Below are 20,754 nucleotides of genomic sequence, written 5' to 3' on the forward strand. Positions count from 1 at the left end.
TACTCACAACGACTCCAAGGCGCTCGAAAAAATGGCGAGTCACTAGAGGAGACGCAGCCGCAGGAAACGAATTTTATTGTCTACCGATGGTGCCGTTTTTTCGTAAAGCACCGATCACGACGTGGCTTGGTTGGCAACTCAGCTCACAGCAGCGGTGGTTGAACCTTACCTAACACTTTAAGTTGCAACTGTATTCGCAGATTGAGGATTCATAACATGGCTGAATTACTAGAAAATGAACCTAACCAACCTGATGTTGAAGCAGCGACCGCTCTCGAAAGCTTAAGCCGGACTGCCGCACATTGGCATCGGCTGCGCGAGGTCGCTCTGACTGGTCTACTGGGGGGCATACCGCGTCCACTTGGCACCGGGCTGAGACGCCGGTTCTATCCTTTCATGTTCGCTCACTTTGGCCACGGTGCTTACATCCAAGCAGGCTGCGAGTTTCTGGGCGCTGAGCGCATTGACCTCCAGGATGCGGTGAAAATCTTACGTGATGTGAGGCTCAACATCACTACCAATAGTTGCTTACGAGTAGGTAGGGATGTCTGTTTGGATCGAGGGGTTGATATTAATACAGCCGGCGAGGACTGCGTGATTGAAATTGGCGAGCGCTCTTATTTGGGTCCTTACGTCTGTATGGCGGGGCCTGGTCACATCAAAATCGGTCAGCATTGTTTGATTGCTGCCCAATCAGGGCTCTATGCTAATAACCATCGAGCCTATGGTCTGAGTCGGGAGGGTATTGAAATTGAGGATCATTGCTGGTTGGGCACTGGGGTGAAGGTCTTAGATGGAGTCAAGATCGGACGCGGTTCTGTCATCGGTGCTGGTTCTGTCGTGACGAAAAACATCCCACCTGCCTCGATCGCAGTAGGCGTGCCTGCAAAGGTGATTAAAGCGAGCAAAGGCGAAGGTGTTTGCTGAACAACGGCATAGCAAGGCAGCGGCAGGGCTTTTTCGTCACGTGCTCAAAGTTCAGCACACTTAAATCAAAATTCACGCAACGGCATCGCAGCCGCAGGGCTAGCATCTGGACGTCTCCTTGGGCTTTACCTGAGTAGAGCCAAGGCGCTCGTCGGCTCACCGCCTTTTCGTCCCGGCGACCACGGCGACCTCAAGCTCAAAGTGCCCTGCTACCGGCAAACCTTGCCCTTGATCGTTTGACACCTGTTTGTCAGACTTGCCAAACGTTTTGACCAGTGGAAAAATATTTCCCAGCTTGAGCCTTCCCAACATCGTTCCCCGGTCAACTGTTTGGTCAATCTGGTCGTTGGTTAATTGCTGACTGTCATCAACCCCAGAAGCCGTTGATCGCGATTGGACATCACTTGCTGCACACGGCTTAACCAAAACTAATGTGGTAGTGCTCAAGATGTAATGTATAGAGGAATAGACTTTTGCTGTTCTCCTGCCATGCCAGCGTGTCCCATTTGTGCATCGTCCAAAACGGTCAAGAATGGTTGTATTTACAATGGCAAACAACGATTCAAATGTCATGACTGCGGACGACAGTCCATTAAACAACTAAACAAAAAGGTTATCGACCAAGCCACGTGGGCTGCTATTGAAGCGCATCTCTTTAGCTGGCATTGCTCGTGCTGCACAGGTTTCTGAACAATGGCTACAAACTTATGTCAACGAAGAATATGCCAAGGTGCCCCGCCAAGTGTCGGTAACACCCCAACAAAGGGGAGACTAACGATTTAATGTGATGAATCATGGTCGCTTGTCGACCACAAAAGCAACAAGCAGTGGGTTTGGTTAGCGCTTGACGCAGACACGCGTGAAATTGCCAGGGTCTACATCGAAGCACGTGATGAAGCGGCTGCTCACAAATTGTGGGAATCTTTACTGCCGCTCTACCGCCAATGTGCCATTGCCAATACCGACTTTTGGGCAGCTATCAAGTTGTTCTACCGAGCAAGCGGCATCGAGCGGTAGGCAAAGAAACAGGCAAAACTAGCTACATTGAGCAATTCAACAAGACATTAAGGCAGGGGGTGTCTCGGTTAGTGCGGAAAACCTTGTCTTTTTCCAAGTCATTAGAAAATCACATTGGTACCATTTGATATTTTATCCACTATTACAACGCCTCATTACTTGTTTATGAAGAATTAGTATATATCTTTTTGAAACTGATGCGCTTCCAGTGCACGGATGATAGAGTTCAAAATTATATTGGCATAAGTAGATGGTCCTAGATAGTCTTTAGCAATGAAAGCCCAATCTAAAAAGCTCTTAATACTAAGTTGCACCGTTAAAAACTTGTTTTCAACCTAACTCCATTGAGTGTGTCAATCGGTAATATGTCAGTCTTTTGAATCCTTAATAGACTAGCAGCATAGCAAGTCGCGGCTCTCAGGTTGGATCGATTTTAATTTTTCAGTGGTTTCTATTTTAAAGAAGTTTAGGATGAGCGTATGCAAAATATATTTATAGATAATGGTGAATGCATTACAGGATCTTGAGAATTTAGTAATTAGTCAATTCCTGCAGTATCTAGCTGCTAGCTGAATTTTATGGTTATATTGCCTAGTAAACTGGCTTTTGAGTACCCTGCGGTGGATAGCTACTAGCTCAGCAAAATTATTAGTCACAGAGATTAGCTCAACAAAATGTATTTTAATGTCGCGGTATTAGGCCTGCTTTGGATTTTTCTATATAAGCTATTTCCATATAGTTTTCCGCTGACAAAAAGCTTCTCGCTAGAATTTGTTGTTCACAGCTTTGGCGAGGATGAGCTTTCTCAGGCAAAGGACTTTGTCGAGCTTATAATTAGCCTTTTTACATTTACTCTGTTCGGGGTTGGCTTAGCCGATCTATTGCAGAAGAAAAAACTGGTCTCAACAGTTAATCTTGTCATTATTCTCTTGATAAGCACTAGTTTGAGTGCCGTAACCGAGGTGCTACAAACCATTTCTGCTGTTAGAAATGCTAACGCTCTAGATATTCTGACCGATAGCCTTGGCGCAGCCATGGGGTGGTTTTGCTTTCATCAAGCGCGCTTTTTGAAATTAGCTCGTTATGCTTCGGTGATTCGCCTCCGTGCGAAAAGTTTATTTCAATACTACTGCTCCCTACCAATCCTAGCAACAGGCTTTGTTGCTTACTTTATAATTACCTCTACTGGAGTGGCGCTGCTGCCAACAGCAGCAGATTTAAGAAATTGGGATAGCTCTTTTCCTCTGCTGCTCGGCAATGAGCTTACTGGTGGGCGCCCTTGGTCTGGAAATATTGAGCTAGTTCAAATTTTTGATCAAGCGCTAACGGAAGCAGAAATCAGCCGCTTTTTTTCGGGCAATCAGCACAGCTTTGCTCAAGAAAGTTCTCTACTTGCTTTCTACGAGTTTACTCGCGGTGGTAAAGAATATTCTGATCGGACGGGTCAACTTCCTGATCTTTCTTGGGTGGGTGAACCTCCACACAAGGGGAATGATGATGAGAGAAAAGATTCCGGCGTCTTGCTAAACGCAACAAACTGGTTACAGTCTTCTGCCCCGCCAACTTATCTCAATGAGCGGATTAAGCAGAGTGCTCAGTTTACACTTAATGTAATGGTTCAATCAGATGGCTTAAAGCAGCAGGGACCCGCAAGAATCCTTTCACTGTCAAAGGACCTTCAACACCGTAACCTTACTCTTGGGCAGGACGATAGTAGCCTCGTTATTCGTTTGCGGACTCCTGCTACAGGAGTTAATGGCAGAAATCCTGAAATTGTTGTTCCCCAAGTTTTTACAGAGGGCGGACCGCATCATCTGGTAATGACTTATGCAGATTCTAATCTACGTCTTTATGTCGACAAGTTAGAGCATCTCTACACGTTTAACGTTCCTTCCTGGGGCTACAAAGTGTTGTACTACGGGCCAGTTTTTGTTCCACTTGCTATCCTGTTCAACTTAATTCTTTTAGTGACAAGAGGTCTTTTACCTTTACGGATCATCCTTTTGGTGTCGGGGGTTGTGCTGCCCTCGCTGCTGCTTGAAGGACTTTTAGCCAGCACAAATCACCGCAACTTCTCACCAGAGAATCTATTGATGTGTTTGGCTTTCACCATTGGAACTTTGCTAATCGCAAGAGGACGGGTACAGCCTTGGCTAAAAGCCCATTGAGGCGATAAGTAGGGCCTTGTTCCTGTATCTAGATGCTACTGTGCCAACTTCTGCTTTCAGAACCTATTTATAAAGGGAAGCCTTGGGCGGCTAAACAACGCAATATGATGCGAACCATCATGGCAGAAACAGCAGCCTCAATCATCTCAGGATGGGGTTGAGCTAACATACGACGAAAAAAGTTCCGACAAGCGCAGCAACGGGAGCAAGTCAGACCACGACAGCAGATTGGGATATATCACATCTTCCAGAACCTTTGCTAGAAAAGGATTTCAGCAATCAATTTCTCATCAGAAGGAGCGTTCGGACGACCTTTGAGCAGTAATCAGATCACCGTACCCATCAAGAAGGGTGAGCCTTTAGGTATGATCAAGCAGCTGAGACATGAGCAAACAACTGCATTGATAAGTTCTACTGAAGTCGAAAAACCCATACTACAAGTGGGTTGGACTCGTTTTGAACTGTGCTAGCCTCGAAAACTCGTACTACAGGCGTAATCTTGCAGAGTTCAAGCCCCTAAAAGCTCGGTCTCGTCGTGACACTGCTGCCGGACCTGCAGCAGTATAAGCTTCACAAGAGTATGAGCAGCAGTGATCAATCGCTCTGCTCCTCAACGCTTGCATCGCTGCTGCTATGCCTCAACGTTGAGCAAAAGCGGCAAGATTACAGTCTGAAAGTTAGACTGTGAGCAGCGTTCAGGCGACGTGGTACTTCATAGGCAGGAACGGTGTCATACCCCCAAAATGGCTTGGAAGGGTGTTTGCCTCAACTGTGTTCCATACCAGATGTTCAATTAACGGCTGCACGCGTTTTAGTGAGGCGTTAGAGCAATGAATCGAGGTTACAAAATTTAGCAACAGTGAGTACCACAATGAAGCCGTCCAGTAGTCTAGACTACTGTCTCGACACATTTAACACAATTTCGTCCCGCCGCTTTAGCGACATAAAGGGCTTGATCAACTACTTGCATGAGCGACTGACTGGTGTCCCCATGTTCAGGAAATAAACCGACCCCCAGCGACAGTGTCGTGCGGATCGTTGCAGCACCAAACGGCACGCGCATAGCTTGAAAGGAGCGTCGAAGCTGTTCGGCTCGCTGACAAACATCCTTCAACGTGATCGCCGGCAGCAGCAGTACGAATTCTTCACCACCGTACCGACACGCGATATCGCCTTGTCGACTGTGAGCGCGCAGCAAACGACTAACAGCCTGTAAGACGCAATCACCACCTTGATGCCCGTAGGTATCATTGACTTGCTTAAAAAAATCGATGTCCATCAGGATCACAGCGACCGGATAAGCTGCCCGCGCCGCGCGTGCCAACTCTCGAGGGAGCGTCTCCTCAAAATAACGTCGATTGCATAAGCCCGTCAGAGCATCGCGGATCGCCTGTTCACGTAGCTGCGTTTGGAGTACCTTGATCTCGCGCAACTGGGCTTGTAAGCGTTCGTTTACCTGTCGCAGTTCCAGGTCAGCTTGTTGCCGTTGCGTGACATTGCGTAAGACAAGCAAGTGCCCAGTGAGACAGTTACAGTGATCGCGTAAGGGTATGACGTGTAATTCCACATAGCAGCCTGTGCTTAGCTCCAGTAGCAATTCACTCGGCACGGTTGCAGACGCTGAGCAACGGGACGAGCGCTCCGGCTAACGCCAGCCGCGATTGTTGCTGCTGGAGTCGCACGGGGCGCCGCGCCGCTTGCACCAGTAGCCATGAACCAGCGAGTGTATAAAGATAAACGCAGGTCATGACCCAATAAAAACCGGGACCATGCTGGTAAACAATTTGGTTGGTGCCCTGGACAGATGGTACAAAGCCACGCCAAACCAACTGATGCTGTTCGTTGGTCGCCACCAAAACCACATTGAGACTGGGGAGTAGCCAGAGCAAGACGGTGTTTTTGAGGGTGAGCCACTGCCTTTTGTGCGTGAAGTGGAGCGCAAAGATGAGAAAGAACGTCATCACGCCGCCAGAGCCAACATATTCCCACTTCGACCAAAAGATTTTGTCGGGTAGAGCGATCGCTGCCGCTTCGAGCGCGGCAACAGTGGCATAAACAGCAGTCGAAAGCAACAATAAAATAAACGGTCTGCTGGCAGAGGCGGCAGCACGCCGACGCCAAGCCGCCACCGCAAGCGCAACCGCGAGCAGCGCTGTGAGGCTGAGGATGGCAAAAGAGGGATTATGTTTCAAGAGCATAGTGACGCTGGGTGCTGAGGCAGGCTCTTACCGCGAGAGCCGCCAGCGAGTGCTGGCGGCTTAGCACTCGCTGGCTAGTCAACCAGAAGCCTTAGAAGCCTCAGCGACGGTATCAAAAGGCTGCCCGAGGAACGGCATAGCAAGGGTTTGAGGCTCTTCAGTGCCAGAGGGTTCAACTTGTACACGCGGCTTGAGCAGCTTAACGTACTTTCGGTGTGGATGAGACTCAAACCGCCTCTATGCGGTGAAAAAACTAGGACAGAAGCCAGCGTGTCTTGCCTGCTTAGAGCCTACGCTGGATGCTGCTGCACCTCAGGCGAGGACCCCAACCGCAACCATAGCGTTGATGCTCAGCCTGAAGGCTGAAAGCTACGATGTGCTCAGGCGTGGCAGGAAATTAGTCAAAAGAAAAGCTAAAGGGTCCAAGCGAGATCGTCGTGGACTTGACACTGTCTTTAAGCGTTTCTTCAAGTAGGGGCATATCAACAAACCGCACTGCCACCGGGGAGCTAAAGGTGATCTCACCGAGGCGTTGGTTCGGTTGAGCGGTGATGCTTAACAAGCGCAAGGTGTAAGTATCGTCTCGGTTAAACGGCTGCAAGCTTAAGTCAACCTGAGCTTGAGGCTGGCTAAAGGTAGATGGCTCCAGTTGTGTCACACGATGGTGACGATCTGCGGTCTGGACTTCGAGCTGAATGACCACATCCTGAGCTGATAGAGTAAGGCCGAACTCAAAGTGGTCAAAATCCTGCTTGGATTGATTCTGCACTTGCACCTGCGCTAGCTGCAAGTGGTCATAGCTGTAAGTCTGCTCACCATCAGAAAGTTCAAGCTGCGCGCGCGGCAAAGCGGTGCCACCGAGGCTTTCAAACAGCGGCGCCCGCTCCACCCGACACCCAACTCTCGGTTTGCGCTGCCGATAAGCCGTAATGAAGGCGTACGCCAAGGCACCAATGGCACTGCCACCCAGGAAGATGAGCGTTGCGAAGAGGAGTGTGTACCAGGAAAGAGAAGCCATGTGCAGCAAGTGGGAGGCTCAGACTGCCTTGAGGTGAAGGCATCGGTTGGTGTGCATGAGCGCGCCGCCATCAGGAAAGCGTGCCGCCGCGTTCCAGTATTACAAGGGATCGTGCCGCCTGCTGACATCACCCCAAAGTCAAAGCGCCGCTCCCAGGTAACAACCAAAAGGTTGATCGGTCTGCAACCAAGCGGCAATAAAGGGGTCAACCAGAAACCGGAAAAGAGAGTACGTGAAGCAATTTTCACCAGGGTTGAGTCAGGCTTGCGATCCCCCTTCAGAGGCTCTCGCAGGGAAGGCCAGTGCTATCACCCTCTAAACGAAATGGGTCGCCAGGATAGGCGCGAAAAACGGCAGCGACCGGGGCGCGGCTCTCAAAGTCAGAACCGTTGCAATCAGGCATTGACGCAGGCTGGAAACTGCGGTCCCACTGTTTGGCTTTGGGGGCAAAGCTTATGGCTGTCGTGCCCCTTGCCCTCGACGAAAAGCCCAGGACATGACTGGGTTGGCTGGCTGCCACAAGCCGCTTCTTTGGGATCGCGCCCGTCGTTCCGCCGTGGCTTAGTTTTAGTAACGAATGCTGCTGGCGCATGTATGACAATTGCTCCCCTAAGGAGACTACAAGGATAAGTGGGAACGAAAAAGCAGACAGCTTAGCGTTGGTCACCTTCTTGCCGTCCTGCCTATAGCAGATTCGCCACCCGCATCGACGACTCATTGAACGCCTCACAAACGCTCACTCAAGTTGACTACGACGGCAATAAATTCAGCTGGCTCCACTGGCTTGGGGACATGGGCTTGAAAGCCTGCCGCCAAGGCTTTGATACGGTCTTCTGTACGAGCATAAGCGGTGAGGGCAATGGCTGGCATTTTGCCTCCCTGTGCTGGCGTTAAGGCGCGCACTTGCCGCATCAACATATACCCATCTTCCTCTGGCATGCCAATGTCACTGACTAAGAGGTCCGGCCTTTGCTCTAACGTGCTTTGAGTCAGGGTAGCTAACGCTTCCCTGGCGGATGTCACGACGGTGACCGCTGCCCCACTTTGCCTCAAGAGTGTGGCTAGGAGTGCTCGGGCATCCGCTTCGTCATCGACAATCAAAACCTTTAACCCTGCCAAGCTGGGCGCATCGAGGACAGGAACCGTATCGCTGACGGTCGGATGCACACGTGCATGAGCGGTTGGTTCGGGGCGAAAGATTGTAATAGGTAAAGTGACCATGAACGTCGTACCTTGTCCTTCCCCCGCACTCGCGACCTGCACGTGTCCACCATGGAGTTCAACTAAATGCCGCACAATGGCTAAGCCCAGACCCAACCCACCATGCGTGCGAGTGGTGGTACTATCCGCTTGCTGTAAGCGCTCGAACACATAGGGTAGAAACTCGGGGCTAATACCCTGTCCGGTATCGCTGACTGTGATCTCCACGTGTGAATTAATGCGCTCTAAGCGCAACTGAATGCGACCGCCTTTCGGTGTGAACTTCACGGCATTGGACAACAAATTCCAAAACACTTGCTGCAGACGGTCCGGATCGCCCGAAATGGGTCCCGCAGCCGGGTCTAACAAACTTTGCAGGCGAAGGCTCTTGGCTTCTGCAGCCGGTCGAATCGAATCGAGCGCCGCCTCCAGCACCGAAACCAGCACCACAGGGCGCACATCCAGGCGAAGTTTGCCAGTAATGATCCGCGAGACATCTAACAGGTCATCAATCAATTGATTTTGCGCTCTGGCATTCCGCTCGATCGTCTCAAGCGCTCGCTGTTGCGTGGCTTCATCGAGTTGCTTGCCACGCAGCAGGGTGGCCCAGCCCAACATCGCATTCAGGGGTGTCCGCAATTCATGGGAAACGGTTGCGAGAAACTCATCTTTCAGCCGATTGGCGCGGGCTAACGCCTCCGCTTGTTGACGTAGTAAGGCTTCAGTCTGCTTACTTTCCGTGAGATCCAACACAAAACAGACCCAGGCGAGTGCGTCGTTTTCAAGCCGTGCCGCTCCTAACAGAATTGGTAGCCGACTCCCATCTTTACGAAAATATTCTTTCTCAAAGGGGGTACAGCTGCCGGTGATCGCCAGTGCTTGTAACACCTGCTGGTCTTGCTGAACATACTCTGGTGGTGTCATCTCACTCCAGTTCAGGACTCCCTTGTGCAAGTCTTCACGGGTATAACCCACCATTTTGAGGAAGGCATCATTCGCCTCCAAAATCGTGCCGTTAGGACCGGCCAGAAGCACCCCAATCAGGTTGGCTTCTACGAGGCGACTGAAGCGGGCTTCGCTTTTCTGCAGTGCCAGCTGTTGTGTTCTTAAGTCTGCCGCTAGCGCTTCGGCTTGCCGCCGTGCCACCACTTGAGTGGTGACCTCAAAGCCAAAGGTGATAATCCCTTCGACTGCACCGTTCAGATCGAAGAGCGGCTGGTAGACAAAGTTGAAAAACCCTTCCTCGAGCGTGCCGTTGCCCTGTCGATCCAAGCGAGCCGCTACTTCATTGCCGACAAACGGTTCTCCGGTGGCAAACACCTGATCGAGCCGTTCAAAAAACCCTTGTCCCGCCACCTCAGGGAAAGCTTCCCGCACTGTGCGTCCGATCAAGGCTCGGTTGCCCACCAATTGACAAAAGAGCGGATTGGCAAACTCAAAGAGATGATCAGGACCACGATCGATACAAATCGAAGCCGGAGCCTGCACCAGGATCGAGTAAAGACGATTGCGCTGCACCTCTGCTTCGGCTCGGGCCGCTTGCTCTCGCAGCAGCGCCTGGTGACGTGCGACTTCTGCTTGCTTGCGTTCAGTGATATCCCGAGAAATGACTACTACAGCTTGGGTTGAGGGGTCTGTACTCAACGGCGTGAGAATATATTCGTAGGACCGTACCCCCTCGTCTGTCAGAAAATCAGTTTCACTTTTGAGTGATCGCCCGGTCGCCATCACTTTCTCTCGCTGGGCATCCACTGGCTCCATGAGCGCCGCTGGTAAACCAATGTCTCGCCATGTCTTGCCAAGTAAAGCATCGGGTGAAAAACCGAGTACCTGAGCACCACCATCGCTGACATAGCCATAGCGTCCCGCTTGATCAAAAACGTAGATATGATCGACGGACGCGGCGAAAATTGCCTTTAACGTCTTTGCCTGTTCCTGCGACTGCAGAGCAAGTTGCCGATATTCTGCTTCACTGCTCCGTAGCTTTGACAACGTGCGCTCAAGGCGCTGCTTGGCTACCCGCAGGGCATCAGCGAGGACACTGATGAGCACGCCCTCTAGCAAAAATAAACTCAGCCGCGAGCCACTGACCCAGTTGAGCGAGAGGGAGTAAAGGGGTGGGAGAAAGTAGTAGGTGCTAATGAGCCCGGCTAAAGCAGTGGCAAACAGTCCCGGACCGAAGCCCCCAGACCAGGCGCTGACCATCACAGCACCAAAGAACAACAGGAAAGGACTCTGAGTCATCGCTAGCACAGGGTCCAGTAGTAACATCAGCAGGGTTGCTAGCAAAACGCTGAGTCCAGCGAAGCTATAGTGCGATAGTTGAGAGCGTGTTAGCTTTGGCATCCTCTTCATTGCAATCACGTGCGGCGCTTCTAGAGCGGGAGGTGGTCAGACGGCTCCCGCCCCAGAAGCGCACAGATAAGGGGCTGACACCGTTCTAGGCCATTCGATATCACAGCTCCCAGCACCTTCGCCAGGAAGGGACTCTAGTCATCAATCTTCCATCAAAATAAGCGTTTGGACGACATTTGAGCAGTGATCAAGACACCTTAACGCCTTAGGAGGGCTGATCATCTAGGATTGATCGAGCAGATGAGACCGGAGTAAACAACCATTGATCAGTTCTACTGAAGTAGAAAAAATTAGTGCCAGCACTGACCGCCTTCTTAGAGGAACGGTCGTCTAGCCTACATAGTCGGATCATGAGGTGCAGAAGGCAGTCAGTTGACTTGCGTGCCGTGTTCGTCTCTTGCGATGTCAAAATAAGCCGCTGTAGCTAGGCTTCAGCCACTTAAGGAGATTCAAGTACTGCTGGTAGAGGATGAGCCAGCTATCGCGGTGTTGCTGACCGATTTACTCGAAGCCAAAGGAGCCGTCGTTACTGTCACGACTACTGCTCTCGAAGCCTTGCAAGTGCTCAACAAACAGTGCCCACAGATCCTGGTTTGCAATCTGCGCTTACCAGACCTAGACGGTAGACAGTGGCTCGAGCAAGTGCGTCAAGCACCGAATACGGGTATCCGTCAGCTACCAGCGATTGCTGTCACGTCTTAGAGCCGAGAGTACAGTGCCGCTGCCGCTTGCAGTGCTGGTTTTGACTACTGGCTCGCCAAGCCCATCGAGCCAGAACGCTTGGTAGAAGCAATTTTGCAGCTCATTGCCTAGCGGTAGAAAAAGAGGGTAAAATCTGCTTGCAGCGTTTCAATCAGCAGAGAGTACATGACCGCAATGGCACCGTCGCATCACTTACAGGGTGTGCCCATACTGGTGCTGGATGATGACCCAGACTCCCTGGCGCTGCTCACGTTTGCACTCAGGCTGGAGGGTGCGGTGGTCAGCGCTACAAACAGTGTTGCAGCGGCTCAGACCAGTTTTTTAGCCCAGCCTCCGCAACTAGTCGTAAGTGATCTTGCGCTGCCCGGCACTACTGGTTATGACTTCATCGCCTGGCTAAGAGCGCTGAGTCCGGTTGCCGGGGGGCGAGTGCCAGTGCTAGCCTTGACCGCGATGGCAAGTGCAGCGGACCGTCAGCAAGCCTTAGAGGCTGGGTTCAGTGAACACCTCACGAAGCCAGTCGATCTAGCGTTACTGCTGGCGGTGCTCAAGCAGTTGCTGCAGAGTGCTCAGCCCAGCCAAGGGCTAGAAGCGCCAGAGGACAGCACTGCTGTCCCTTAAAAAGCCTTTGGTGCAGTCGTGCAAGGCAACGCTTTGCAGTCAAACAGAAGCTGAGTAGCGGTGCTCAATCACGCTCTGTCTTGCCTGAGGGTCTGGTAACGGTGCGTGTTAAAAGGAGCCTGTTGTCTCAAAGTGGTTGCCTGATTTGAAAGTGTGATCGCTTGAAGGCAGCACCACGAAGAGGGAAGACTACAGCAGTAGATTAATCCTTCAGCCAGCCCTCCTGTAAGAGCGTTCCTGTATGACTACTCCCTTCTCCAACTTTGGTTGGCATACAGTGCTGGTGTTTGCGGTGCCGACCGGTGCACTGACCCAGGATGAATTGGGGCAGGCGATCCCGAAAAGCAACCGTATCAAAGTCATGGCACCGCTCAAAGTCAAACCGCTGACGTTTGCGCACAGCCGGATTCAGCGTCCGCCAGGCATGGACGAGCGCGCCCTGCTGCTTGAAGGCTACTGCCTGGAGCCAGTACCATTGCCACACAGCATCTTGCCTCAAACTTGGGCGGAAGCCACCTGGAGCGGTCAACCAGGGTTACTTCTACCTCACGGACCCCATTAACCCACCTTACGGCAGGGAAGGGCTGGGGGCGCTTTTAGAGGAGAGCGCTGGGACTAAAATGATAGGCTGGTTTCAAACGTCGAGGGCTGAGTATGCCTAAGTTAGGCGATGACGAAGCGGTAGCGGCACGGCTGCCTGCTGGAGCGAGACTTGTGGTCGAGCGTCAGCCGCTGAAGCAAGCAACGGCAACACCTGTTTCCGACAGAGAGCCCTCCGGTGCACTACGGCGTCGGCATCAAAAGCGACTGCGCGAGTATGTGGACCTGCTGTTGCGCGCGCTGCAGGCCTTTCTAGGGGTCGCCCCGGTACGACAGTCAGCCGAAACGTCCAGCTCATTCTCTGCACCCAGGAGCAGCGAACGCCATGTGCAGCATTGGGACGTTGATGGGCAGCAGGGTGGGTACTGCCAGGTGGATGGTGGCGCTGGGCTTACGTTCCCACTGGTCTCTTTTCAGCCCCATCACGACAGGGTGCTGCTCACCTTCACGGTGCCGTACGACCAGGTGCGCGAAGCTAACCGCTGGTCTTTAAGCTTGGAAGGCAGCGCCATCATCTTTGGTGAAGTGCTGGAGTTGAGACAGTGGCAAGACGACCTCGCTTTCACCGTGCTCCTGCATCCTGAAGCCAGCGAAGTGAAAGCACAGGCGGGTGGTGGCGTCCGGTATCACTTGGCGGTGCCGACTGGACGCTATCGGCATGAGTTGGCAGCGTATGAGCGGCGGCTAGAGCGGGCTGGTTTGCTACTTGAGCGCCTTAAAGCACTGGAGCAACTGCGGCAGGAGCGGTCGCGCCTAACAGTCAAACAACCGGCTCGCTGCCAAGGCTGTCGCCACCGGCATGGGCGCTCTTATGGCGGGACGCTCCTGGTCTGTGGGATGCATCCTTATGGTAATGGCGAAGGCTGTAGTGACTTTGAAGCGCAGTAGTGGAGAGAGCCTGACTGACAAGCGTTCAATCGAGTGGCACGGCGACTGGCCTAAACGCCTGCGGTCTTTCCTCACGGCGCACTGCTAGAGGGCTGCCTCTGACTCTGTTCTGGAGTGGCTTGACGGATGGGAATTTCAATCACAAACTTCGCCCCCTGCCCCGGTGTGGAGTGGCAAGACAACTGCCCCCCATGCTTTTCAGTCACGATTTGATAACTAATCGATAAGCCTAACCCAGTGCCCTTGCCAATGGCTTTTGTCGTAAAGAACGGATTGAACAGGTGCGCTTGTGCTATGGCCGTAATACCCGACCCATTATCCGCGATGGTGATCTGCACGCGGTCTTGACCGACCACAGCGGTATGGAGCCACAGTGTATTTGGTTCTGCTACGAGCGCCTCAAAGGACTGCCCCTGATTCGCTTCCTCAAACGCATCGATCGCATTACTCAGAATGTTCATAAAGACTTGATTGAGCTGTCCGGCATAACACTCCACTAGCGGTAAGGGACCGTAGTCTTTCACCACCTGAATCTCGGGTCGTTCGGCTCGTGCCTTGAAGCGGTGCCGCAGAATCACCAGCGTATTCTCAATGCCCTCGTGAATATCCACTGCCTTAAACTCCGCTTCATCCAACCGTGAGAAGTTGCGTAGCGACAGCACAATTTCGCGAATGCGTTCTGTCCCCACCTTCATCGATTGCAACATTTTGACCAGATCCGTGAGCAAAAACGCCAAATCAGCGTCCTCCACGGCCGCCTGCAAGTCCTGCAGTGGCTGCGGGTAAGCGCTCTAATAGCGTTGCAGCAGACCCACTAGCTCCTGTGTATATTCCTCGACATGGTTCAAATTGCCATGAATGAAATTGACGGGGTTATTAATTTCATGGGCGACGCCAGCCACCATTTGACCGAGTGCCGACATCTTCTCGCTCTGCACCATTTGGGTCTGCGTCTGGTGCAACGCTTTGAGCGTGGTTTGGAGTTGGCGATTGTTGCGGCTGAGTTCGTGAGTGCGTTGGTCCACCCGGTGCTCTAACTTGGCGTTGCTTGCCTCGAGGGCGTGGAATGAGTCGCGCAGTTGACCGGCCATGGCGTTGAACGACAGAGACAGACTGCTGAGTTCTTGAATACCTTGAGCTTCGACCCGCTGATCGAGGTCGCCCGCGGCGATCGCCCGCGTCGCAGCACTGAGGCGGAGGATCGGGCGCGTAATCCAGCGTGAGGTGTAGAAGCCGAGCAGGGTGGCACCCGCCAGGGCGGCCAAACACAAGAGTAGGGTGGTGCGCGTGTTGGCGTTGATTTGGGACATGAAAGCGCTTTCGGGGACGCTGACGACGACCAACCAATCCAAGCCGTACGGGTCACGCCAGGGAGCCACCCGCACGTAATGGGATTCGCCCTGCAAGTCAATTTGCAGTGTTTCGTTTGCCAGGGTGCCAAACCCGTGGAAGCGTTGCTGGAGTTGTTGGGCGACGGCTTGGATGGTAGCGTCGGTGCTGTCGCTCGCGTTTAACCGCTGAATCTCATCTTTAACCACTTTGAAGGGTGGGGCTTTGCCAGAATTGGCAATCAAGGTGCCGTTACGCTCCACGATAAACACGTGCCCAGAGGCACTGACTTCTAATTTTTTTAAGAACTCACTCAGCTTCAGCAGATGGATATCGATGGCCAGCGTGCCTAGGAAGCGCTGCTGCGCATCGTAAAGGGGGCGACCGGCTGAGGCCGCAATATAAGGATGATTGGGATAGTTGAGGGTATAAATACGTGACCAGAGAGGCTTTTGTGCTTTCGCGGTCTCGGTGTACCAGGGTTCGGTGAGGTGGTTCCAGGTAAAGGTCGCCGCAATCTGGGTACGGTGCCCCTGCGGATCGGTCGCATAGCTGGTCGCCTGATAAGGTGGCTTGCCATCCCAGTCATCAATGACGAGGTTTTTGCCATCGTAGCGTCCAGCACCGCCGCCTTCGCCTGTACTCAAGCCAAAGCCGATATAGGTAAGGTCATAGGCTTGCATCTGATGCCAAAAATACTTGCTAACCGTCTGGCGATCACGCACGTTCAGCAAACCTAGCCGCACAGCATCGGCGTTCATCTGGTTCAACTTATGGGGAAGCGACAAATAAGACGTTAAATGTTGATCCACCGAACGGCTCGTGCGTGCCATCAATTGGTCTGCTAGCTCGTTGACCGCTTGCTGTCCATTGCGGAGCGAGAGGTAGCCCACCAACCCCACTGCCCCAAAGATTTGCAGCACGAACGGTACGATGAGCACAAATTGCAGCGGCAGTCCTTGCAACTTGTGAAAGGGGAGCGCCTTCATAAAATATTTTTTTGTATAAAGAGTAACTAACTTTAGGGTGCCCGCTTCGCTTTTGGTCCGCTCAGTCGTCTTGCTGACCCTGCACAGCCGTTTTGCTGAATCACCCCTCTGACACCGCCGCTAGAAATGGCACGACGCCCGTCGGTTACCAACGTTAAGCTTGGGCGTGCGGTCAAAGTTGTTGACGTTGAAGCTGGCATCGCAAGCAGGCACGAGCGCCAGACGCCCGTTTAATGGGTAGTAAGACGAGGCTTCCAGTGCATCAATCGCGCTACCGTTACCGCCACCCGCAACGAAGTACTGACGACCACTAACGATAGCGATCGGTACCACAAACGTCAGCGTGCCCAGCGCCCCTTGCTTGCCTAAAGCGGGGGAGGCGACACCGACTTGAAACCTTAGTCACTTGGTGGTCTGCACACTTACGATCGCTCTTAGTGATCGCAAGTGTGACCATGCGTACCGGCTACGATGACCTTAAATTCAGGTGTACGGCGGTCAGAGACCGGCACTGCCGCCGCTTGAGGTGCGCGTTTCACTCAGACTGGGACTGGGCTGCCTGATGGCGCAGTGCCGCCTCGCGATTGCGTTGTGCCAGTTTCACTAAATCAACCTGTTGCTGTTCGTCCAACAGCTGCTCGCGCTGCAGAAATTCCGTGAGCACCTGAGCAAGCGCCGCTTCCAGCGGTCGCAGCTGGTCACTTAACCAATGGTGCGTCGTGGCGGCTTCTGGCACTAACACCAAGCAATCTTCCTGGGTGTAGCGGCGAAACTGGCGGACGCGGCGAAACAAATCGACCAGGTGCGCCGGACATTCGCAAGCAATTACCTCGGCGGCTTCACAAATCACTTGCAGTTGCTCGTCGGAAAAATCTGACATTGTAGAATTGACACCACTTTGTACAAGGTCACTCTCTCTAGAGTGCCCGCCGCCTTTGTCTGTCAGTCAGCGAGATGGCTCAAGTTCACCTAGTGAATGTGCCGATCACTAGTGCCTGTGTTGGTACTGCGGTGCCTCTGGTGCAGCGTGGCTAACGCTCCGCTGGTTGTGCCAGTGCTGAGCGAGTCCAGCACTGGCACAACCCCTATCCGTAAGACCGAACTGCAGCAGTTTAGCAATAATATCCATGCAGTGTATGTGATGAGTCGTCCTGTGGCAGCAACGGCATCACACTCCGCTTGCACGCGGACCATATCGAGCTGGTTGGTTGAGAACGAAAGGTGACTAGCGGTGAGTGAAGCAGAGTGTTAACCTGCTTCCTTTCGTTAGGTTGGCAGTGGTGGTCAAGTTAGCGGTTGGTGTTTAACATCAAGTCAGAACAAGCAAACCCACAAAGACTGAGAGGAGCTAATGGTGCAGATTGATCGGTCAAACACTGCGAGCGTCGGGCTGGATTTGTATACAGTTGCAGAGCGGCATCAAGCCGGCTTAGTGGAGGCGATCAAGGAGCAAAGCAAAGCCTGGCAGTCCAACCCCTACTTTGTCTCAGCCAGTGTCCATCAAAGTTTAGATGGCGTTCGAGTCTTCACTTACAGCCAATGGCAACCCAAGTTTGATCATCGCAGTTTGCAGCGTCCCGTAGTGTTCGACGAGTTTTTTCCGCCGGACTCGTTGCAGTTAGAGGTGTCGGCCAGCAAAGCAATCGCGGCAGCAGTGACGATTGTTGCCGGTGATCGGCTGACGCATCTCGCAGAGTTTCGCATGCTGGCTTCGAATCAACCAGAAATGGTGCAGCGGACAACGACGGAACTCGACCGAGCCATGAGCCATTCACCAGGACTGCTCTCAGCGAGTTTTCATCGCAGTTTGGATGGCACCCGCATGTTCAATTACGGCCAATGGGAGAGTCAAGCGGCGTTTGAGGCGATTTTGAAGCAACCGGGTTTTAATCCAGACAAGCCCTACTGGGAAGGATTGGCACGCAATGAGTTTCATTTGTACCATGTCGTACATGTAGAAACAGCCGGCTAACGAGCTGATCGGAGCGGACGGGCAAAGGTGGTCGCTGTTGTAGCAAAGGTTACTTGCAGCCACTTAACCGGCACGCATGCGGCTTACATGGCTAGTTAAGGTATCGTTGAACGTGATTGCTTTTTGTCTTTATTATGTCAGAATGCTTCGTGAAAACAGCAGCCTTGGAGGTTTAAGATGCCAATTGTGAGTAAAGCGAATGGCTTCTTAGCTGAATTTGTCATCTTTCCAGTAGAGCCTGACCAACAAGCAAACTTAGTCGAAAAGGCAGTGCAGAACATTGAAGCTGTTCTGAGGCAGAAGCCAGGCTTTGTCTCTGGCACAGTGTTGCGTAGTCGTGATGGGTTAAGAGTCACAAGCTATACGCAATGGGCGCAGCAAGATGCTTATGTCGCGACTCACCCCTTCACAGATGTTGCTGTTCCTGATGTTCATCTGTATGAGATTTTTGCTGAAGCACCAGAAGCGAGCGCATTGCACCTCTCGTCCGGCATGGATGGACTGATCAACTTCGGCATCTTTAAGATGAAGCAACCGGAAAATCAGACTCGCTTCATCGAGTTATTTCGTGAGGCGTTAGTCATGGTGTCAGGGCAAGCAGGGTTGCTTTCGACTCACGCTCATCGCAGCTTAGACGGCTGGCGTTGTATTAATTTTGGGCATTGGCAATCGCTGGAAGCATACGCCGCGATGGATGCCAACCGTCCCTTTGCACCGCTCTTTGGCGAGATGCTTGCTCTAGCAAATAACGAGTATCAGAAGACCTTACATGAAGTTGTGTTTACAACTTGAACAGACAAGGTAAACCGCCGCCGAACTACCTCAACGCATACCAACCGCCGAGAGGCTAGTGATGAGAGTTCGAGGTTAGCTGCAGCAGGCAATGGGGAACGTTAGGCGACTTCACCATGAGCAAAGTCAAGAAGGAGAGCGAGCGCCGGACGGCGCTCGCTTTGGCTGCCATCAAACGGTTGTTCGACGACGGTAACGGCAATTCCGGCGTCTCGCTTTTCGCATCTCATCAGCTTGAGGAACGCGACGCGGCGTACTGGAAGAAACATGCCGGGACACCTCGGTCGAGTGTGAAGCAGGTCGTCGATGGACTCAAACTCTGTTCGCACTGGGGAGATGAGGACGAGGGCAGCATCAATACGTTCGACTTCACCCTTCCCGCCGAGGCAACGGACTGCTTGCTATCCGTTCGTTTTGATGAGGACGGGGAAGGTGAGGACATCTCCTTGGAGAGCTGATCGCCAGCCGCCTCACTAGCCAATGCAAGTCTGGCTCCAGCAACACACCCTTGGTTGCTTTTCGTTTGAGCATGCCAGCGCCCACGAATGTGACTGAAAGAGCCTTCCAGTAGCGACATGATCCCAACTTGGAATTGAGCCGACATCAAGGTAAAAAGGTGCCAGATGACCTAGAAGTTTTGTCTAGACTGAGTTTGAGCAAAGCTGTAAGCTGTTGACCTCAAAGCTGCCCTGCTGCTGCCACCCGCAACTAACCAGACCGTTGGCGCACTTGCACGGTTGCTCCGAATGCAACTAATCCAAGGCGATCGCCTCTAGGAGCTTGCTCTTACTTAGGCTGGCACAAAAACATAGTCGCGCTCAGAAGATTGGCAGGCTGCCCATAATGAAATCGTTAAGTAATTAACGTTAGTTCGGGATAAGGAATCGTTAGAAGCTCTGATTTTCCGTGACCTGCTACCACGCTTTAGGTCAAACTTCTGTCAATAAGCCTCACAATTGCAAATACTTGCAGTAGCAGGTCTTATTGAGAGAGGCTTTCTGACTGATTGCTTGGCTTAAGCCAGCTTCAGTAAGGATTTCAGGTTCCGGCTTAACCCGAACTCAGGTTAAGTAATGCTGACGGCTAAGGGTGTGTAATACTTTGGCTGCACAATTTAATAGCAAACGATCTCTAGGGAGTTCGTCATGTGAGACCGGTCTTTTAGAGATAGGACATAGGTATCTAGCACAATGTCAGGTTCATCGATGTTGCAGAAGATGCGAGAGCGCTAATAGAAGGAAGGATACTGCCAATTCGACCAGTGCTGCCCACTTAAGGGTAATTGAAGCATCGCTGCTAGGAGGAGCAATGAGGCTGAAACCATGACAGAGACAGCAATTTAGATTGGTTTGTTTGGGCTAATGCTTTTGGTAGGTCTCAAACTTGCCGCGCTCAAGCAACGAATTGACGCTGTTTCAAGCTGCCGCTTGCTCCTCATAGTCCCTGGTGATAGCCTCGCTGCCAGCACTCCCTTCACAAAAGGCAGCCATTGATAAACTTTCTTGGAAAAGATTCACTAAGGCCCCCATTACAGCTGTGCAAGGCGTAGCTTTGTAGCGTTAGTACTTTCCAAAGAGCGGCTAGAAGCTCTTAGTACAGGCAAACTATTCGTAATCTCCTTCCCTGCAAAGGTTTCAGCCTAATTGCATTCTATGACAGCAACCCTCCAATCACCCCTTTTAAGAACGTCAACCTTCCCCTAAACAATCAACAGTGGGACAGTTCAGCGGACCACGTACCCATTAGGACGATTACTAGAAGCTAGGATCAGCAGACTTTCCAGCTTTAGCGACCAAAATTTCTCCATTACTCAACAAAGGCGGATATCAGAGACATCATCCAATTAGCTCAATTCAAATCTGCCTTTCTTCATCCGCTTGAAAAGACATTACCTCTTAAATTATATTTTTTCTTTATTTGTGAGAAATCTCACTAGATAGTGGGAAATATAGAGAAAAGGTAAGATAAATGGTCCTCC

At 52.1% G+C, this 20,754-nt stretch carries 16 protein-coding genes and 3 pseudogenes; 12 read left to right on the top strand and 7 right to left on the bottom strand.

Going from position 1 to position 20,754, the window contains the following annotated elements; genetic code table 11:
• Positions 1 to 216 precede the first annotated feature (216 nt).
• The 4 genes and pseudogenes from H6F76_RS22380 (at position 217) to H6F76_RS22395 (ending at position 4,112) form a co-directional block, all read left to right on the top strand.
• Positions 217 to 927 carry an acyltransferase gene (locus H6F76_RS22380; RefSeq protein ID WP_190452708.1) on the top strand — a complete coding sequence of 237 codons (711 nt, stop codon included), beginning with the start codon at positions 217 to 219 and terminating at the stop codon, positions 925 to 927.
• 270 nt (positions 928 to 1,197) lie between these two features.
• Positions 1,198 to 1,349 (top strand): annotated as a pseudogene (locus H6F76_RS30660) (IS982 family transposase); the annotation flags it as partial.
• A gap of 67 nt (positions 1,350 to 1,416) precedes the next feature.
• Positions 1,417 to 2,072, top strand: a pseudogene (locus H6F76_RS22390) (IS1 family transposase).
• Positions 2,073 to 2,618: 546 nt separating this feature from the next.
• Entirely contained in the window at positions 2,619 to 4,112 is a 1,494-nt protein-coding gene (locus tag H6F76_RS22395) for a VanZ family protein (RefSeq protein ID WP_190511627.1), read from the top strand.
• 889 nt (positions 4,113 to 5,001) lie between these two features.
• Here the strand turns inward: H6F76_RS22395 and H6F76_RS29860 are convergent.
• From H6F76_RS29860 to H6F76_RS22405, 3 genes are all read right to left on the bottom strand, one after another.
• On the bottom strand, positions 5,002 to 5,721 hold the full coding sequence (locus H6F76_RS29860) for a GGDEF domain-containing protein (protein WP_199322293.1): 720 nt from the start codon (positions 5,719 to 5,721) through the stop codon (positions 5,002 to 5,004).
• Complete coding sequence (locus H6F76_RS29865) at positions 5,711 to 6,310, bottom strand: histidine kinase N-terminal 7TM domain-containing protein (RefSeq protein ID WP_199322294.1); 600 nt, start codon at positions 6,308 to 6,310, stop codon at positions 5,711 to 5,713. The genes H6F76_RS29860 and H6F76_RS29865 overlap by 11 nt, the downstream gene beginning before the upstream one ends.
• Before the next feature lie 397 nt (positions 6,311 to 6,707).
• Positions 6,708 to 7,328 (bottom strand): hypothetical protein, encoded by a 621-nt coding sequence (locus H6F76_RS22405; RefSeq protein WP_190511628.1) that lies wholly within the window; start codon positions 7,326 to 7,328, stop codon positions 6,708 to 6,710.
• Here H6F76_RS22405 and H6F76_RS22410 point away from each other — a divergent pair, their 5' ends adjacent.
• Complete coding sequence (locus H6F76_RS22410; protein WP_190511631.1) at positions 7,329 to 7,958, top strand: hypothetical protein; 630 nt, start codon at positions 7,329 to 7,331, stop codon at positions 7,956 to 7,958.
• A gap of 96 nt (positions 7,959 to 8,054) precedes the next feature.
• Here the strand turns inward: H6F76_RS22410 and H6F76_RS22415 are convergent, their stop codons facing one another.
• Positions 8,055 to 10,874, bottom strand: a complete 2,820-nt coding sequence (locus H6F76_RS22415; protein WP_190511632.1) for a PAS domain S-box protein — start codon at positions 10,872 to 10,874, stop codon at positions 8,055 to 8,057.
• Positions 10,875 to 11,342: 468 nt separating this feature from the next.
• On the opposite strand from H6F76_RS22415, the gene H6F76_RS22420 reads away from it, so the two are divergent.
• The 4 genes from H6F76_RS22420 to H6F76_RS22435 all read left to right on the top strand — a co-directional run bounded on the left by H6F76_RS22420 (position 11,343) and on the right by H6F76_RS22435 (position 13,694).
• On the top strand, positions 11,343 to 11,585 hold the full coding sequence (locus H6F76_RS22420) for a response regulator (RefSeq protein ID WP_277881268.1): 243 nt from the start codon (positions 11,343 to 11,345) through the stop codon (positions 11,583 to 11,585).
• Between the two features lie 165 nt (positions 11,586 to 11,750).
• Positions 11,751 to 12,206 carry a response regulator gene (locus H6F76_RS22425; protein ID WP_190452694.1) on the top strand — a complete coding sequence of 152 codons (456 nt, stop codon included), beginning with the start codon at positions 11,751 to 11,753 and terminating at the stop codon, positions 12,204 to 12,206.
• A gap of 241 nt (positions 12,207 to 12,447) precedes the next feature.
• Positions 12,448 to 12,768 carry a hypothetical protein gene (locus H6F76_RS22430; protein ID WP_190452692.1) on the top strand — a complete coding sequence of 107 codons (321 nt, stop codon included), beginning with the start codon at positions 12,448 to 12,450 and terminating at the stop codon, positions 12,766 to 12,768.
• A gap of 92 nt (positions 12,769 to 12,860) precedes the next feature.
• Positions 12,861 to 13,694 carry a hypothetical protein gene (locus H6F76_RS22435; protein WP_190511634.1) on the top strand — a complete coding sequence of 278 codons (834 nt, stop codon included), beginning with the start codon at positions 12,861 to 12,863 and terminating at the stop codon, positions 13,692 to 13,694.
• Between the two features lie 71 nt (positions 13,695 to 13,765).
• On the opposite strand, the pseudogene H6F76_RS30670 reads toward H6F76_RS22435, so the two are convergent.
• From H6F76_RS30670 to H6F76_RS22450, 3 genes and pseudogenes are all read right to left on the bottom strand, one after another.
• Positions 13,766 to 16,012 (bottom strand): annotated as a pseudogene (locus H6F76_RS30670) (ATP-binding protein).
• 120 nt (positions 16,013 to 16,132) lie between these two features.
• Positions 16,133 to 16,345 (bottom strand): hypothetical protein, encoded by a 213-nt coding sequence (locus H6F76_RS22445; protein ID WP_190448440.1) that lies wholly within the window; start codon positions 16,343 to 16,345, stop codon positions 16,133 to 16,135.
• Between the two features lie 202 nt (positions 16,346 to 16,547).
• Positions 16,548 to 16,892 (bottom strand): hypothetical protein, encoded by a 345-nt coding sequence (locus H6F76_RS22450; protein WP_190448441.1) that lies wholly within the window; start codon positions 16,890 to 16,892, stop codon positions 16,548 to 16,550.
• A 471-nt stretch (positions 16,893 to 17,363) separates the two neighbouring features.
• On the opposite strand from H6F76_RS22450, the gene H6F76_RS22455 reads away from it, so the two are divergent.
• The 3 genes from H6F76_RS22455 (at position 17,364) to H6F76_RS22465 (ending at position 19,234) form a co-directional block, all read left to right on the top strand.
• Positions 17,364 to 17,984, top strand: coding sequence for an antibiotic biosynthesis monooxygenase (locus tag H6F76_RS22455; RefSeq protein ID WP_190448443.1), 621 nt, complete (start codon positions 17,364 to 17,366; stop codon positions 17,982 to 17,984).
• A gap of 177 nt (positions 17,985 to 18,161) precedes the next feature.
• Positions 18,162 to 18,776, top strand: coding sequence for an antibiotic biosynthesis monooxygenase (locus H6F76_RS22460; RefSeq protein WP_190511637.1), 615 nt, complete (start codon positions 18,162 to 18,164; stop codon positions 18,774 to 18,776).
• Between the two features lie 116 nt (positions 18,777 to 18,892).
• Positions 18,893 to 19,234 (top strand): DUF2004 domain-containing protein, encoded by a 342-nt coding sequence (locus H6F76_RS22465; protein WP_190448445.1) that lies wholly within the window; start codon positions 18,893 to 18,895, stop codon positions 19,232 to 19,234.
• Positions 19,235 to 20,754 lie beyond the last annotated feature (1,520 nt).

Origin of the sequence: Leptolyngbya sp. FACHB-321 (assembly GCF_014695975.1) — a bacterium.
GTDB lineage: Bacteria > Cyanobacteriota > Cyanobacteriia > Leptolyngbyales > Leptolyngbyaceae > Stenomitos.